Genomic DNA, 15304 nt, shown 5'->3' on the forward strand with positions numbered 1-15304 from the left:
GGCTCGTCGGGTACGCCGGAGCGGGGCCACCGCTGCAGCGCCGTGGCGAAGGCGTCCTGCAGCGCGTCCTCGGCCAGGTCGAGCTGGTTGGTGCTGCGCACGAGCGCGGCGAGCACCCGCACCCGTTCGGTGCGGAACACCTGCTCGACGGCCGCCCGACCACCGTCCCCAATCACCCTGTCAGCGTACGAGCGTTCCCGCTCGCCGGCTCGGCCTTTTCAGGCCGTGGGCAACCGCCCGGACGCGCTCAGCCGCTCCAGGACCCGGTCGAGGGGCAGCGCGTATGCCGTGTGGCCGCGGTAGCCGGTGGTGGTCACCGCGTGCACAAGTGACGAGACCAACGCCTCCTCGACCGCCTCCATGGTTGCCGCAAACACCGGGTTGAGCTCGGGGTCCGGCATGGGAGGGGCGTCGGCCGAGGTGCTGAAGGCGATGGCGTAGTCACCACTGCCATGCGCGAAGTCGGCGCCCACCCGATCCATCGCGACGATCGCTCGGCGGGCGACCCGGCTGAGCTGCCGGGCATCCACCGGTGCGTCTGTGACGACGACGATCATGCACGAGTTCCCTTGCCGAGATTGATCTTCCGTCGCCTGGGCCGCCGCTGCTGAGTCCCCCGCGTCCGCGACTCCCGTGGTCTCGGCCGGTGACGGGGCGATGCCCTCCAGGAGCTCGGCGGACGGCATACGAACACCGTCGATCCGCAGCGTGCCGCCGAAGTTGGACTGCACGAGGGCTCCGACGGTCCACCCGCCCGCACCCTCCCGGGCGACGCGTGAGGCGGTGCCGATGCCGCCCTTGAAGCCGAGCGCACAGGTGCCGGTGCCGGCCCCCACGCAGCCCTCGTCGACCGGTCCTGGACGGGCCGACTCGAGCGCGTCCAGGACGTGCCGCTCGCGCACCGGCCGGGTTCTGATGTCGGACAGGTAGGCGTCGTTCGTCTCGCCCACCAAGGGGTTGACCGTGACGACCTGCTCCCGCCCGGGCCTCGTGAGCTCGTGGGTCACCAGGGCGTCGGCCACCCGGTGGACCGACAGGGTGCTGGTCAGCAGGATCGCGGTCTCGAGGGTGCCCAGCTCGTCCACCTGGGTCGAGCCGACCAGCTTGCCGTGGCCGTTGCCGACCGCCACTGCCGCGGGCAACGTGTGCCGCCGCTCGTCCAGCTGGGTGGGCACGATCGCGGTGACGCCGCTGCGGATGTCGCCGTCGGAGAGCGTGGTGTGCCCGACGTGGATGCCGGGGACGTCGGTGATCGAACCGAGAGGCCCGGTGGGCAACGTGCCGATCGTCAAGCCGTGCGCGGACGCCGAGAGACCCATGGCCCCAAGGCAACCACAGGTGGGAAGGTGCGGCACGGCCCTGTGCCGCAACAACGCGGGGAGAGGGCCGACTGCGGGAGGTACGGTGCGAGGTGTGAGCGCGAAACGGGCTGGGCCGGTCGGCGGTGAGACGTCGCAGACCCTCGACCGCGGGCTGGCGATCCTGCAGCTGCTGGCCGACCGCGAGCACGGTGCGGGGATGACTGTCACCGAGCTGGCCTCGGCGCTGGGTGTGGGCCGTCCGGTCGTCTACCGGCTCGTGGCCACGCTCGAGGCGCGCGACTTCGTGACGCGACGCGAGGACGGCCGGATCCGTCTGGGACTCGGGCTGACTCGCATGTCGGCCTCGGTGCTGCCGCTGCTCCGGGACGCGTCGTTGCCCACTTTGCGCGCCCTTGCTGACGCGGTGGGCGCCACCGCCCACCTCACCATCGTCGAGGGCGGCGACGCGTTCGCCTTGTCGGTCGTCGAGCCGACCTGGACCGACTACCACGTGGCCTACCGCATCGGCAGCCGGCACGCCCTCGACCATGGTGCCGCCGGGAAGGCGATCCTGGGTGCCCGAGTGGGGCGGACGTCATACGTGGTCACCGACGGTGAGCTGCAGTCGGGGGCGCACGGCGTCGCTGCACCCATCGTCGGGCTGGCCGGGCTCGAGGCGTCCGTCGGGGTCGTCTCGATGGGGCCGCTGGACGAGCAGAAGCTCGGGCCGCAGGTGGTCTCGGCGGCCGCCCGGATCGCCCGCGCCCTGCGCTGAGCGGTGACCACGGCGGCGACGAGCCGCGATCAGGGGGGCTGCGCCGAACCGCCCTCCTGCGCTGGATCCTTGCCGTCCCCTGGACCCGCCTGCGCCGGTGCGGCCAGCTGGACCAGGGGGAGGGTGCGGTAGGGGATCTGGGTGGCGAGGGCGATGACCGTCGCGGCGCGCTCCACCTGGTCGACGGCGACGACGCGGTCGATGACGTGCTGCAGGTGGGCGTTGTCCTGCGCCACGACGCGGATCATCAGGTCGCCCTGGCCGGTGATGGTGTGTGCCTCGAGGACCTCCGGGATCCGCCGCAGGTGCGCGACGACGGGGTCGTGGCCGCGGCTCTGCCGGATCTCCAAAGTGCAGAAGGCCGTCACGGGATAGCCCATCGCCGACGGCTCGACGTGGGGTGCGAATGAGGTCAGGACCCCGCGCCGCTCGAGCCGGTCGAGCCGGGCCTGCACGGTGCCGCGTGCCACCCCCAGGGTGCGGGATGCCCCGAGCACCCCGATGCCCGGCTGCTCGGTGAACACGGTGATGATCCGGGTGTCGAGGGGGTCCAGTCCGTCGTTGTCAAGCATGGACAGATTGTCCAGCAGGAAGGAGTCTCGTGCCAACAGGTTGCGCATCGTGACCAGAGCAGAGTGGCACAGTTGTGCAGCGACGGCACGGTGGCACACAGTGCGGTCATGACCGACACCATCCCCCTCACCGACCAGGAGCGGCAGGCCGACCTCGACCTGAACCAGCTCAAGCAGCTCGTGGGCCTCGTGGAGTACGACGAGACCAAGGACGTGTTCCCCGTCACCGGCTGGGACGCCATCGTCTTCGTCGTGGGCAATGCCACGCAGGCCGCGCACTACTACCAGTCCGCCTTCGGCATGGAGCTCGTCGGCTACAGCGGCCCCGAGACCGGCAACCGCGACCACAAGTCCTTCGTGCTGAAGAGCGGCTCGATCAAGTTCGTCATCAAGGGCGGCGTCGACCCGGACAGCCAGTTGCACGACCACGTCCGCGCGCACGGTGACGGTGTCGTCGACATCGCGCTCGAGGTGCCCGACGTCGACAAGTGCATCGCGCACGCCCGCTCGGTCGGCGCGACCGTCGTGCAGGAGCCCGAGGACATCACCGACGAGCACGGGACCGTCCGCATCGGTGCCATCGCCGCCTACGGCGACACCCGTCATACCCTCGTCGACCGCAGCCGGTATGACGGGGTCTACCTGCCCGGCTACGTCGAGCGGTCGTCCGGTTACGTCAAGCGCGACGGGCAGCCGACGCGCTACTTCCAGGCGCTCGACCACGTCGTCGGCAACGTCGAGCTCGGCCACATGGACGAGTGGGTCGCCTTCTACAACAAGGTGATGGGCTTCGTGAACATGGCGGAGTTCATCGGCGACGACATCGCCACCGACTACTCGGCGCTGATGTCCAAGGTGGTCGCGAACGGCAACCACCGGGTGAAGTTCCCGCTCAACGAGCCGGCGCCGGCCAAGAAGAAGAGCCAGATCGACGAATACCTCGAGTTCTACCGCGGCGCCGGTGCCCAGCACCTCGCGCTCGCGACGAACGACATCCTGCGGACCGTGGACCTGATGCGCGCGGAGGGCGTCGAGTTCCTCAACACGCCGGACTCCTACTACGAGGACCCCGAGCTGCGCGCGCGCATCGGCGAGGTCCGTGTGCCGATCGAGGAGCTGCAGAAGCGCGGCATCCTGGTCGACCGTGACGAGGACGGCTACCTGCTGCAGATCTTCACCCGCCCCGTGCAGGACCGGCCGACGGTGTTCTTCGAGCTGATCGAGCGGCACGGCTCGCTCGGGTTCGGCAAGGGCAACTTCAAGGCGCTCTTCGAGGCGATCGAGCGTGAGCAGGACAGCCGCGGCAACCTCTGAGCCAGAAGGCTTTTCGCGGGAGTATGACGGGTGGTCCCGGCGCCGACGCGGCGCCGGGACCGCTCACGTCGGCGGAGATGATGCCTGCTCGTCGGTCAGGTGCGGGAGAACGCCTGCGGCCAGGCGTTCCAGCTGGTCGCGGTTCTCGGCCACGGTGCCGCCCACCGGGTTGAGCAGGATCAGCTCGGCTCCGGCGGCGCGCACCTCATCGAGCCCGCGCACCACGTCCTCCGGCGTGCCGAAGACCGGCACCTCCTCGATGCCCTTCATGCGCCCATAGATGCGGCGCAGTCCGGTCATGACCAGGTCACGGGCACGGCCCGGGTCCTCGTGCACGGCGAGGTAGACCCGCTTGCCGATCGTGAATCCGTCGGCGGGCTTGCCCTGCTCCGCCAGCTCGCGGCGCAGGACGGTGACCTGCTCGGCGAAGGCGGCCGTGCTCGTGGATCCGGCTCCCAGGAACGCGTCGCCGAGCCTGACGGCCCGGGCCAGTGCCCGAGGAGCGCTGCCACCGAACCAGATCGGCGGATGCGGCCGCTGCACCGGCTTCGGCTGGATGGGCAGGTCGTCCACCTGACGGAAGCGTCCGGCAAGTGTGACTCGGGGCTCGTCCGACCACGCCGCCTTCATCAGCTCGAGTCCCTCGCTGAACCAGGAGATGAAGGACGTCCCGTCGACGCCGAAGGCCTCGAACCTGCGGAACCCGCCGCCGGGCGAAACCCCGACGTCGAGTCGTCCGTGGCTCATCCGGTCCACGGTGGTGATGGCCGCGGCCAGCTGGAGCGGGTCGTGCTGGGTGGTGACCAGCACCGCGACGCCCAGCCTGAGACGCTCGGTGCACGCGGCGGCATACGCGAGCAGCTCCAGGGGCGCGAGCATCGGGGTCGGCCCGATCGCCTGCTCCATCACCCAGCCGCTCTCGAAGCCGAGCTCCTCGCAGCGAGCCAGGTAGGACTTCAGCCCATCGGCGTCGAAGCGGTCCTGGTCGACCTGCGGGATGGAGATCGCGAGGCGCATAGTGCGACGCTACTCCGAGGAGCTGTCGCCGGAGGCCCGCGTGGTCGGTCAGGGCCCGGGCGCTGGGTCGCGTCGCCGACCAGTCATTCGACCCCGTTTGAGAGGATCAACCCATGACGCAACCCTCCGGGTGGTACGACGACCCGAACGACCCCACACAGGTCCGCTACTGGGACGGGGTCGTCTGGACCGACCGGACGTCACCGAAGCTCAACCCCAACGTCGAGCGCTCGTCGATCGGCTCCCCGTCGCCGACAGAGACCGGGACAGGGGACGCTTCCCAGGAGAGCAGGGGAACGGGCCGGCCGTCTCCGTGGTCGGCTCCCGGCCAACAGGCAGGTGGATCTCACCCGCAGGGGGGCGGACCCTTCCGGCAGGGCGGTGACGCCTATCGGCCGGCTCCGCAGTACGGGCGGCAGGGCTTCTACGCCGCACGTCCCACGACGCCGGACGGACAACCGCTCTCGGGCTGGTGGCGCCGGGTCGTGGCGAGGATCGTCGACGGCATCATCGTCGCCCTCATCACCATCCCCTTCACGTTCTGGGCCTACGGACCGGTCGAGGACTCGGCGCAGAGATGGGTCGACGACGTGCTGCAGGCCGCGCGCGCCGGCTCCACGCAGACGCCCCCGATTCCTGGCGATGTGCTTCGCTACGTCGCCATCATCTCGGCGATCTCCTTCGTGCTCTACGGAATCTACGAGGTCTTGCTCCTGTCGCGGACGGGCTCGACGCCCGGCCGCCGGCTGGTGGGCATCAGCGTGCGGCTGCGGGACCAGCCGGGACCGCCACCGGTCCGCGCGATGATCGAGCGTTACCTGGTCAAGGAGGGGCCGGTGATCGTGGGCATGCTGCCGACCATCGGGATCTTCGCGTCACTGTTCATGCTGGTGAACTACCTGTGGCCACTGTGGGACCCGCACAAGCAGGCGCTGCACGGGAAGCTGGTCAAGACGAATGTCGTGCTGGGCCCCCAGCCGAGGCGCGGATCGCGGCCAGACGGCTCAGCCGCTGGTCACCACTAGCGCGACCCGGGCTGAAGGCTGCGGGGGGGGGTGACCCGAGAACGCCGACTGGTCAGCGGCCCATCCCTTGAGCGCCGAGGCGTCGGACGAGGTGCCAAGAGCCAGGAAAGACGCCGGAGCAGGCCAGGACCTTGATCAGGTCGCCGACCAGGAAGGGCACCACGCCGAGGGTCAGAGCGGTCGCCAGACCGAGGTGCGCGGTGGCCATCAGCCACGGCACGCCCACTGCATAGATCGCCAGGTTGCCCAGGACCATCACGCCCGCGGTGTGGACCGGGCTCTGAGTCGCACCGCGCTCGGCCAGCCGCCCGACCACCGCAGCCGCGAGGATGAAGCCGAGGACGTAGCCGAACGACTTGCCGCCGAACCCGGACCCGCCCTCGGCGAACCACGGCACACCGGCGATGCCCATCACGGCATACAGCATCATCGAGATCAGACCGCGCGCTGAGCCGAGGCTGGCACACACGAGCAGCACGCCGAAAGTCTGCATGGTGAGCGGCACCGGCGTGAAGGGGAGTGGGATGGCGATCTGGGCCAGGACTCCGACCAGGCCGGCGCCGGCGGTCACGAGGGCGGCGTCGCGGACGGCTCCTCCGGGGACGACGTCTGCCAGCACTCTCGAGCTGGCGGTGTTCATCGACATGGTTCGCCTTTCTGGGCTGCGTGTGCTGACCGTACCGAGGCACGATGGCGCTGTCTGCCGGCGTCCAACCGCTGGTCGCCCGAAACTGTCGAGCGAGGCGTCCCCGGCGGGCCTAGGTTAGCGGGGTGCACTCGAGACACGAACAGGTGTGGACCGAGCGGCTGCTCATGCGCCGATGGCACGTCCTCAACTCTCCCTCGCAAGTGGTGATGCGACGGCGGCGGGACGTCCTGCGAAGTGGTCGCCCCGGCAGCCACGACGCAGGACGTTGTGGCGAGGCTCCCGCTTCGGGCGTCAGCGGGCCGGCTTGATGGTGCCGGTGACCTCGCCGAGCCCGATGCGGGTGCCGTCAGGTCCGGGGGCCCAGCCGGTGATGGTGACCGTGTCACCGTCCTCGAGGAACCCACGGGTCGAGCCGTCCGACAGCGTGATCGGCTCGGTCGCGTTCACCGTCATCTCGATCAGCGAGCCGCGCTCGTCGGCGTTCTCGCCGCTGATCGTGCCGGAGGCGAACAGGTCGCCGTCGCGCAGGCTGGCGCCGTTCACGGTCATGTGGGCGACCATCTGCTCGGGCGACCAGTAGATGAGGTTGTAGGGCGGCCGCGAGATCACCGTCTTGTTGAGGCGCACCTCCAGCCGCAGGTCGATGCCCCGACCGGGCCCGTCGGTGCCACGCAGGTAGGGAAGTGGCTCCGGGTCCTGCACCGGCAGGGCCACGCGGGCGGCTTCCAGCGCCGCCATCGGCACCACCCAGGCGCCGGCGGACGAACCGAACGACTTGCCGAGGTTGGGACCAAGCGGCACCTGCTCCCACCCCTGGATGTCCCGTGCGCTCCAGTCGTTGAACAGTGTGACACCGAACAGGTGGTCGGGTGCGTCGTCCACGGTGACCCGCGTGCCCATCGGAGTCGCGCCACCCACGACGAAACCCAGCTCGGTCTCGATGTCCAGCCGCGAGCTCGGGCCGAAGGTCGGCGCCTCGTCCGCGGGAGCCTTCCGTTGTCCGGCCGGCCGGATGATGTCGGTGCCGCTGACGACCACCGTGCCGGCCCGACCGTGGTAGCCGACCGGCAGGTGCTTCCAGTTGGGCTTGAGTGGCGCCTCGCCCGGCCGCATCACCTTGCCCAGGTTGGTGGCGTGCTGCTCGCTGGCGTAGAAGTCGACGTAGTCGGCGACCTGGATCGGCAGGTGCAGCGTGACCTCCGCGAGGTCGTGCAGGTGCGGCTCGACCGCCTCCCGGTGCACCTCGTCGGTCAGGATCTCGGTCAGCCAGGCACGAGCCGTCCTCCAAGCCTCGTGCCCGAGGGAGAGAAAGGCGTTGAGGCTCGGCGTCTGCCAGACCGCAGCAAGGTCCGGCCCCTCACCGACGCCCACCTTCTCCCGCCCGATCGCCGCGACTGCCCCGGCGTCCAGCACCCGATCACCGATGCGGACGCCGACGCGCCGCTCGCCCCCCGTGGGCGAGAACACGCCATACGGCAGGGTGTTGATGCCGAAGGGATGGTCGGCGGGCAGGTCGAGCCAGCTGGTCGTCATACCGGGTTCCTTGTCGTTGTCGTCGGGTCAGCGGGTCGCGGTGAGCAGGCCGAGCTCGTCGAGCTCACCGATGGGGTCGAGGACACCACAGCATCCGTATGCCGTGAAGAACCCTCGCACGACGCTCGCCTCGGCATCGCTCATGCGGGTGATGATGTCGAGGAGCGCAGCCGGATCCCTCGAGCAGACCAACGAGGCCAGCTCGTCGACATCGCCGCCGTCGATCGCGAACCGGGTGGCGGCCAGCACGCCGAGCAGGCCGTGCTGTTCCTCGCCGTCCTCGGTAGTGTGGGCGAGGACGTGGTGCAGTCCGCCGGTGAGCTTGAAGCTCAGGTCGAGGTCGAGGCAGTCGCGGATGAAGCTCGCGAGCTCCTCGGCCGTCGGCACCGGCTGGTGCGGTGTGGAGCCGGTGCGGAACTTGGCCTGCAGCCGGACGCTCTCGCCCTGGGCCTCACGCAGCTGCGCCAGCGCGCGGGTGCGAGCAGTCGTCTCGCGCGGCACCTCCACGGACAGGGGCAGGTCCCAGGCCAGAGCCTCCTCCCAGTCCGGGGACCAGCCGATCTCGACGCCGGTGACTTCCAGGTCCCGCACGTCCTGCAACGTGGCCAGGGCGTCGACGACCACTTGGTGCGGCGTGCCGGGACGGGCGATGAGGCCCACACGCAGTGGGCCAGGGCGCTCCAGCTCGACAAGGTCACCGGCGGCGGACGCGGGCACCAGCAGCGGGCCGACGAGGTCGGCATGCGGGTGGTCCTGCCGCGCGAGGTGCTCGGCGACGGCGCGGTCGAGGGGCGCGAGACCCGGTGGGAAGACGGCCGCATCGTCGACGAGCCGGGCAAACAGGTCTCGCTCGGCGGGCCTCTCCGCGCGGACGGCAAAGCGCGTTGACATGTGGCGCAGGCTACTGGATGGTGAAGGTAGAGAGACACTTTCGTCCGCTCAGCGGACACTTCGTTGATGGGTTCCAGGAGGATCGAGCATGGCCTACTACCAGCGCCTCGGCAGCGTGCCGGGCAAGCGGCACACCCAGCACCGCAACCCCGACGGCGGCCTCTACTACGAGGAGCTGATGGGGGAGGAGGGGTTCTCGTCCGACTCGTCGCTGCTCTACCACCGCGGCATCCCGTCGCAGATCAGCGACGCCCGCGCTTGGGACCTCGGTGACCTCGACACGACCCCCAACCACCCGCTGATGCCGCGGCACCTCAAGCTGCACGACCTGTTCGAGGCGTCCAGCGCCGGTGTGGACGTGGTGACCGGCCGCCGCCTCGTGCTCGGCAACGGTGACGTGCGGATCTCGTATGCCGTCGCCGACGCCCCGAGCCCGTGGTACCGCAACGGGATCGGCGACGAGTGCGTCTACGTCGAGCGCGGCGCGGCACGAGTCGAGACGGTGTTCGGCGCGTTCGACGTCGCCGAGGGTGACTACCTGGTCATCCCACGCGCCACCACGCACCGCTGGCTCCCGGTCACCCAGGGCGACCAGGGGTATGCCGAGCCGTTGCGCGCCTACTGCATCGAGGGCAACTCGCACATCGCCCCGCCGAAGCGCTACCTGTCGCGCTACGGGCAGCTGCTGGAGCACGCGCCATACTGCGAGCGTGACCTGCGTCCGCCGCAGGGTCCGCTGCTGGCAGAGGACATCGGCGCGAAGCCGGAGGAGCCGACCGAGGTCTTCATCAAGCACCGGGGGAGCGGACCCGACTCCACCGGCGGCCTGGTCGGCACGGTCTACACCTACCCGTTCCACCCGCTCGACGTCGTGGGCTGGGACGGGTGCCTCTACCCCTACGCGTTCAACGTGGCCGACTACATGCCGATCACCGGCAAGGTGCACCAGCCCCCGCCGGTGCACCAGGTCTTCGAGGGCTCGGGCTTCGTCATCTGCAACTTCGTGCCGCGCAAGGTGGACTACCACGAGCTGTCGATCCCGGTGCCCTACTACCACTCCAACGTGGACAGCGACGAGATCATGTTCTACGTCGACGGCGACTACGAGGCGCGCAAGGGCTCCGGCATCGGCAAGGGCTCGATCTCGGTCCACCCGGGCGGTCACGCCCACGGCCCGCAGCCCGGGGCCTACGAGAACTCGATCGGCGTGCACTACTTCGACGAGCTCGCCGTCATGATCGACACCTTCCGGCCGCTCGAACTCGGTGAGGCCGGCCGTGCGGTGGACGACGGCAAGTACGCCTGGTCGTGGGTCGGGGGCAAGCGGGGCGGTGGTGGCACGGACGGCGGCAAGGGCGAGGTCTTCACCACCAGCTGACTGCCGCGTAACCCCTTCCCGTGCGGGCGGCGGACTGCGATACTGCCGAACCCCGCCTTCCTCCACACCCCAGGAGTTCCTCGATGGTCGACGCCCGATGGCACACCCGTCTCCTCGACACCCAGACGTCTCGCCGGAAGCTGCTGGCGATGGCCGTCGTCGGCGCCGCCGGTATGACGGTCGGCGCCGCAACGCGCAGCGACGCCGCTCCACCGGCGGGCGGGCACACCTATCGGCTGACCGTGCTGGGAACGACGGACAGCCATGGCAACGTCTACAACTGGGACTACTTCAAGGACGCCGAATACGACGACAGCACCCACAACGACGTGGGCCTAGCCAAGATCAGCACGCTCGTCTCGGCGATGCGCAAGGAGCGCGGCGAGCGCAACTGCCTGATGCTCGACGCCGGTGACACCATCCAGGGCACTCCGCTCGCGTACTACTACGCCAAGATCGACCCGATCACCGGTGGCGCGAAGCACCCGATGGCCTTGGCCATGAACCAGATCGGTTACGACGCCGCGGCCCTGGGCAACCATGAGTTCAACTACGGCATGGACACGCTGCGCACCTTCGAGGGCCAGCTCGACTTCCCGCTGCTCGGCGCCAACGCCGTCGACTGGAACACCGGCGAACCGGTCTTCGAGCCCTACATCATCCGGACCGTCAGGCCCGGGAACGACAAACCGATCCGGGTCGGCATCCTCGGCCTGGTCACCCCTGGAGTCGCGATCTGGGACAAACACAACGTCGAGGGCAAGGTCCGCTTCGAGGGGATCGTCGAGCAGGCGGCCCGCTTCGTGCCGCAGATGAAGGCGGCCGGCGCCGACATCGTGATCGTCTCCTGCCACTCCGGCGCCGACACGTCGAGCTCCTACGGCGACGCGCTGCCCTACCCCGAGAACGCCAGCACGCTTCTGGCGAAAGGGGTCCCGGACATCGACGCGATCCTCGTCGGCCACGCGCACGTCGAGATCGCCGAGCGGTTCGTCACCAACGAGCAGACGGGCAAGCAGGTGCTGTTGTCCGAGCCGCTCAAGTGGGGGATGCGCCTGACCGTGATGGACCTCGACCTGAAGAAGGTCCGCGGGCAGTGGCAGGTCGCCTCCGCCCACTCGCACCTGCTCAACGCCAACACCGTGCCCGAGGACCCGGCGATCGCCGACATGCTGCGCGGTGACCAGAAGGACGTGCGGGGATACGTCAACTCGGTGATCGGCACCTGCCTGGCGGCGATGTCGGCGGGGACCTCGCGCTACGAGGACACCGCCGCGATGGACTTCATCAACCACGTGCAGGCGCAGGCGGTGGCCCAGGCCATCGCGGGCCAGCCCGAGGCGGGCTACCCGATGCTGTCCATCGCCGCACCCTTCAACCGAGATGCGAGCATCCCTGCCGGTGACGTCACGGTCCGCGACGTGGCCGGGCTCTACATCTACGACAACACCCTGCTCGGCATCGTGCTCACCGGCGCCGAGGTCAAGGCCTACCTCGAGTTCTCCGCGCGGTACTTCAAGCAGGTCCCCGGCCCGGGCACGTACGCGGCCGACAGCATCACCAACGCCGTCACCCCCGAGGCGCCAACCGGCACCCCAGACTACAACTACGACATCATGGGCGGCGTCGCCGCAGCGACCTCGCTGTCCTACGACATCGACATCGCCCAGGCCGTCGGTTCTCGGATCAAGAACCTGGCGTATGCCGGCACACCGGTCGCAGCAGACCAGAAGTTCGTCGTGGCGATCAACAACTACCGGCAGTCCGGCGGTGGTGGGTTCCCGGGCGTCACGACCGCACCGGTGGTCTACAACGCCCAGGTGGAGATCCGCCAGCTGCTCATCGACTGGGTCGCCGCCAACCAGGTCATCGACCCGAGCGACTTCTTCGTGCAGGACTGGAAGCTGGTCGCTGACGGCGGCGAGGTCGTCGTGCAGGACGACGGTGACGGCGGCCGCCACTGACGCCGTGACCTGATCGCAAACTCCCCCCGAGGTCCACCGACCCAACGCACCGTCCCCACCCGACGTCTGACCAGACGCAGGGAGGAAGGAGGCGGGTCGGTGGACCACTCGGGGCGGTCGTGCGATCCCGCGCTCGCGGGGCCGGGCAGGCAGACCTACTTCCCCGGCCTCGACGGCCTGCGGGCCGTTGCTGTCCTCGGGGTGATGCTCTACCACTTCGGAGTGCTGCAGGTCCCGGGCGGCTTCCTCGGTGTCGACGTCTTCTTCGTCCTGTCTGGCTACCTCATCACCGGCCAGCTGTGGGCGCGCTGGTCCGGCGGCTGCGTCAAACCGGGAAAGTTCTGGGCGGCAAGGGTCCGGCGGCTCTTCCCCGCAGTGCTGTTCCTGCTCGCCGTCACCACGGCGGCCATGGTCACGGCCGGGCGCGACCAGCTGCGTGTCTACCTCGGAGATCTGGCGGCGGCGGGGACCTACACCTCGAACTGGTGGTACATCGTCCACCAGCGCTCCTACTTCGAGGCCACCGGTCGACCGCCGGTCCTGCAGCACCTGTGGTCGCTGGCGGTCGAGGAGCAGTTCTACCTCGTCTGGCCACTGGTCATCATCGCGGCCCTGCTCGTATGCCGGTCGGTCGCGGGCCGCCGTCGGGCGCTGTTGGTGGTCGCGGCCCTTCTGGCGGCGGCCTCGGCATGCGCGATGTGGCGCGGCAGCACGATGGACCACGTGCCCGGGGCAGGCGACCCGTCGCGCTGGTACTTCGGCACCGACTCGCACTCGATGGGCCTGCTCGTCGGAGCGGTCCTCGCGCTGTTGCGGTCCGGCGCCGGGTTCGGGCCGGCGCTACCTGACCTGCCGCCTGCGCGTCTGCCCACCACATTGGTGGGGGCCGGTGGGCTGGCCGCGATTGGCTGGGCCTTCGCGTCTGTGGACGAGTTCTCCACGCCGCTTTACCGATTCGGGTTCGCTGCAGTCGCGCTGATCACTGCGGTCGTGGTGGCAGTGGCCACGCGCCCAGGGCTGGCGGCGACCGTGCTCGGCTGGGCGCCACTCCGAGTGGTCAGGCAGCGGTCCTACGGCCTCTACCTGTGGCACTGGCCGGTCGTCTGCTTCACCCGGCCCGGGCTGGACGTGAACCTGGACGGCTGGCGTCTCCTGCTGCTGCGGTTTGCCCTCACGGTGGTGCTGACCGAGACCAGCTACCGTTTCGTCGAGCAACCGGTGCGCCGGCTCGGTTGGCGGGAGGGGTGGCGGCGCCTGGCCTCGGCGCGCCTCAGCCCGGTGCTCGCGTCGGTCACCGCCGTCGTCGTCGGGCTGGTCGCCTTCGAGGCGGTGACCCCGCCGCCGATCGATCCGACGATCACCGCCGCCGCGATGGTCCGGCCCGGTGACACCGTCGTGGACCACCGGGCCGTGCCCCCGACCACCGCGGGCACGTCCTCCGAGTCGTCCGGCCCGGCAACCACGGCGCCGATCAGCCAACCGCGACGGACGATGCGCCGCCGGCCGACGACCCCCACGGCGGTGACCTCCACACCGGTCACCATCTCGCCGGCGGGCGCCGCCCCATCGGCCGGGTCCACTGCCCATCTGACCGTTGCCGTCTATGCGGACTCGGTCGCCCTTGGCGCCGAAGGCCGGATGGCGCAGGACTTCGGCGCCGTGATCAACCACGCGACGGTCGGCGAGCAGGCTTGGGACCTCCTGCCGGCCCTGACATCCGCGGCCCGGGTCGGGCAGGTGCCCGGCGACGTCGTGCTGCTGCACACCGGGGACAACGGCGTGGTGTCACCCGACCAGTTGCAGGACGCCCTCGCGGCCCTGGCGGGCAAGCGGACGGTGGTGCTTGTCGTGCCGCGCGTGCCTCGTCCCTGGGAGCAGCACAACCTCGGCGTCATCCGGGCCGCGGCGGCCGGCTTCCGCAACGTGCGGCTCGCGGACTGGTACGACGTGTCGACCGACCACCCGGAATATTTCGTGGGCGACGGCATCCACCTGAGCTCCACGGGTGTGACTGCCTACACGCGGATGGTCCGAGCAGCAGTCCTCGACTCCTAGGTGGGGGGCCCAGCGGGTGCGAGCACCGGGGAGCCGACCAGCTCGGCACCGGCATCACGCAACTGGGCCAGCGCCTTCTCGGTCGTCGCCGCCGCCACACCGGCGGTCAGGTCGAGTAGCACCCGGGTCTGGAAACCCTCGTCGATCGCGTCGAGCGCCGTGGCCCTCACGCAGTGGTCGGTGGCGATGCCGACCACGTCGACCGCCTCGATCGCGCGGTCACGTAGCCAGTCGGCGAGCGCCACCTGTTTGTCGGACTCCGGTGTGCTGCCCTCGAACCCGCTGTAGGCCGCTTCGTGGACGCCCTTGCGGAAGATCGCCTCGACGTGCTCGAGGGCGGTCTCGGCATGAGGATGGAACAAGGCGCCGTCGGTGCCGATCCTGCAGTGCACCGGCCACGAGTCGACGAAGTCGGGTGAGTCCGACCAGTGGGCACCCGGGTCCTCGTGCCAGTCGGCCGTGGCGACGACGGCGGCGTAGTCGGGGCCGTGCGCCACGACATACTCACTGATCGCGGTGGCGACCGAGGCGCCGCCGGTGACGCCCATCGACCCGCCCTCGCAGAAGTCGTTCTGGACGTCGACGAGGATCAGGGCCCGGGGCGCACCCTTGGCCATGCCGTCGTCTGCCGCCCCATGGTCGCCGCGTTCGTCGCCACTCATGTCCTCACCGTAGCCCGGCGGTGTGGCCACTCAGCGCCCGTGGTCCTCGTAGACCGTGGGGATCGCCGGCTCGCCGCGGGAGAGCTGCAGCGCCCGTGGTGGCAGCTCGGCGAGTGAGGCGTCGTGGCGCGCCCGGGCGGCCGCGAGGTCGGCGGCGGCGACGACCTC

At 70.0% G+C, this 15304-nt stretch carries 13 protein-coding genes; 6 read left to right on the plus strand and 7 right to left on the minus strand.

The window, feature by feature from the left end; all coding sequences use genetic code 11:
• Nucleotides 1-218 precede the first annotated feature (218 nt).
• Nucleotides 219-1319: a P1 family peptidase gene (locus FRW57_RS07920; protein ID WP_152185749.1), complete on the minus strand. Its 1101-nt coding sequence runs from the start codon at nt 1317-1319 to the stop codon at nt 219-221.
• A 94-nt stretch (nt 1320-1413) separates the two neighbouring features.
• Here FRW57_RS07920 and FRW57_RS07925 point away from each other — a divergent pair, with 94 nt between their 5' ends.
• A complete protein-coding gene (locus FRW57_RS07925; protein ID WP_137122085.1) occupies nt 1414-2076 on the plus strand; it encodes an IclR family transcriptional regulator in 663 nt (220 codons plus the stop codon).
• 29 nt (nt 2077-2105) lie between these two features.
• Here FRW57_RS07925 and FRW57_RS07930 read toward each other — a convergent pair whose 3' ends face one another.
• Entirely contained in the window at nt 2106-2648 is a 543-nt protein-coding gene (locus FRW57_RS07930; protein ID WP_152185757.1) for an Lrp/AsnC family transcriptional regulator, read from the minus strand.
• Between the two features lie 108 nt (nt 2649-2756).
• On the opposite strand from FRW57_RS07930, the gene hppD reads away from it, so the two are divergent.
• Nucleotides 2757-3962 carry a 4-hydroxyphenylpyruvate dioxygenase gene (gene hppD, locus FRW57_RS07935; RefSeq protein WP_152185751.1) on the plus strand — a complete coding sequence of 402 codons (1206 nt, stop codon included), beginning with the start codon at nt 2757-2759 and terminating at the stop codon, nt 3960-3962.
• A gap of 63 nt (nt 3963-4025) precedes the next feature.
• Here hppD and FRW57_RS07940 read toward each other — a convergent pair whose 3' ends face one another.
• Complete coding sequence (locus FRW57_RS07940) at nt 4026-4979, minus strand: LLM class flavin-dependent oxidoreductase (protein WP_137122087.1); 954 nt, start codon at nt 4977-4979, stop codon at nt 4026-4028.
• Between the two features lie 113 nt (nt 4980-5092).
• Between FRW57_RS07940 and FRW57_RS07945 the strand changes: the two genes are divergently transcribed.
• Nucleotides 5093-6004 carry an RDD family protein gene (locus FRW57_RS07945; protein WP_152185758.1) on the plus strand — a complete coding sequence of 304 codons (912 nt, stop codon included), beginning with the start codon at nt 5093-5095 and terminating at the stop codon, nt 6002-6004.
• Nucleotides 6005-6056: 52 nt separating this feature from the next.
• On the opposite strand, the gene FRW57_RS07950 is transcribed toward FRW57_RS07945, so the two are convergent.
• The 3 genes from FRW57_RS07950 to FRW57_RS07960 all read right to left on the minus strand — a co-directional run bounded on the left by FRW57_RS07950 (nt 6057) and on the right by FRW57_RS07960 (nt 9077).
• Nucleotides 6057-6644, minus strand: coding sequence for a biotin transporter BioY (locus FRW57_RS07950; RefSeq protein WP_203230254.1), 588 nt, complete (start codon nt 6642-6644; stop codon nt 6057-6059).
• Nucleotides 6645-6944: 300 nt separating this feature from the next.
• Nucleotides 6945-8186 (minus strand): fumarylacetoacetase, encoded by a 1242-nt coding sequence (fahA, locus tag FRW57_RS07955; protein WP_152185753.1) that lies wholly within the window; start codon nt 8184-8186, stop codon nt 6945-6947.
• Between the two features lie 27 nt (nt 8187-8213).
• Nucleotides 8214-9077 (minus strand): hypothetical protein, encoded by an 864-nt coding sequence (locus FRW57_RS07960; protein WP_152185754.1) that lies wholly within the window; start codon nt 9075-9077, stop codon nt 8214-8216.
• A gap of 88 nt (nt 9078-9165) precedes the next feature.
• Between FRW57_RS07960 and FRW57_RS07965 the strand changes: the two genes are divergently transcribed.
• The 3 genes from FRW57_RS07965 to FRW57_RS07975 all read left to right on the plus strand — a co-directional run bounded on the left by FRW57_RS07965 (nt 9166) and on the right by FRW57_RS07975 (nt 14474).
• Nucleotides 9166-10455 carry a homogentisate 1,2-dioxygenase gene (locus FRW57_RS07965; RefSeq protein WP_152185755.1) on the plus strand — a complete coding sequence of 430 codons (1290 nt, stop codon included), beginning with the start codon at nt 9166-9168 and terminating at the stop codon, nt 10453-10455.
• An 83-nt stretch (nt 10456-10538) separates the two neighbouring features.
• Nucleotides 10539-12419, plus strand: a complete 1881-nt coding sequence (locus tag FRW57_RS07970; protein WP_137122092.1) for a bifunctional metallophosphatase/5'-nucleotidase — start codon at nt 10539-10541, stop codon at nt 12417-12419.
• 99 nt (nt 12420-12518) lie between these two features.
• A complete protein-coding gene (locus tag FRW57_RS07975) occupies nt 12519-14474 on the plus strand; it encodes an acyltransferase family protein (protein ID WP_152185756.1) in 1956 nt (651 codons plus the stop codon).
• Here the strand turns inward: FRW57_RS07975 and FRW57_RS07980 are convergent.
• Nucleotides 14471-15091 (minus strand): isochorismatase family protein, encoded by a 621-nt coding sequence (locus FRW57_RS07980; protein WP_152185759.1) that lies wholly within the window; start codon nt 15089-15091, stop codon nt 14471-14473. The two genes, FRW57_RS07975 and FRW57_RS07980, sit on opposite strands and share 4 nt — an antisense overlap.
• Between the last annotated feature and the right edge of the window lie 213 nt (nt 15092-15304).

This window comes from Segeticoccus rhizosphaerae, from assembly GCF_009192725.1.
In the GTDB taxonomy this organism is placed as follows: Bacteria; Actinomycetota; Actinomycetes; order Actinomycetales; family Dermatophilaceae; genus Segeticoccus; species Segeticoccus rhizosphaerae.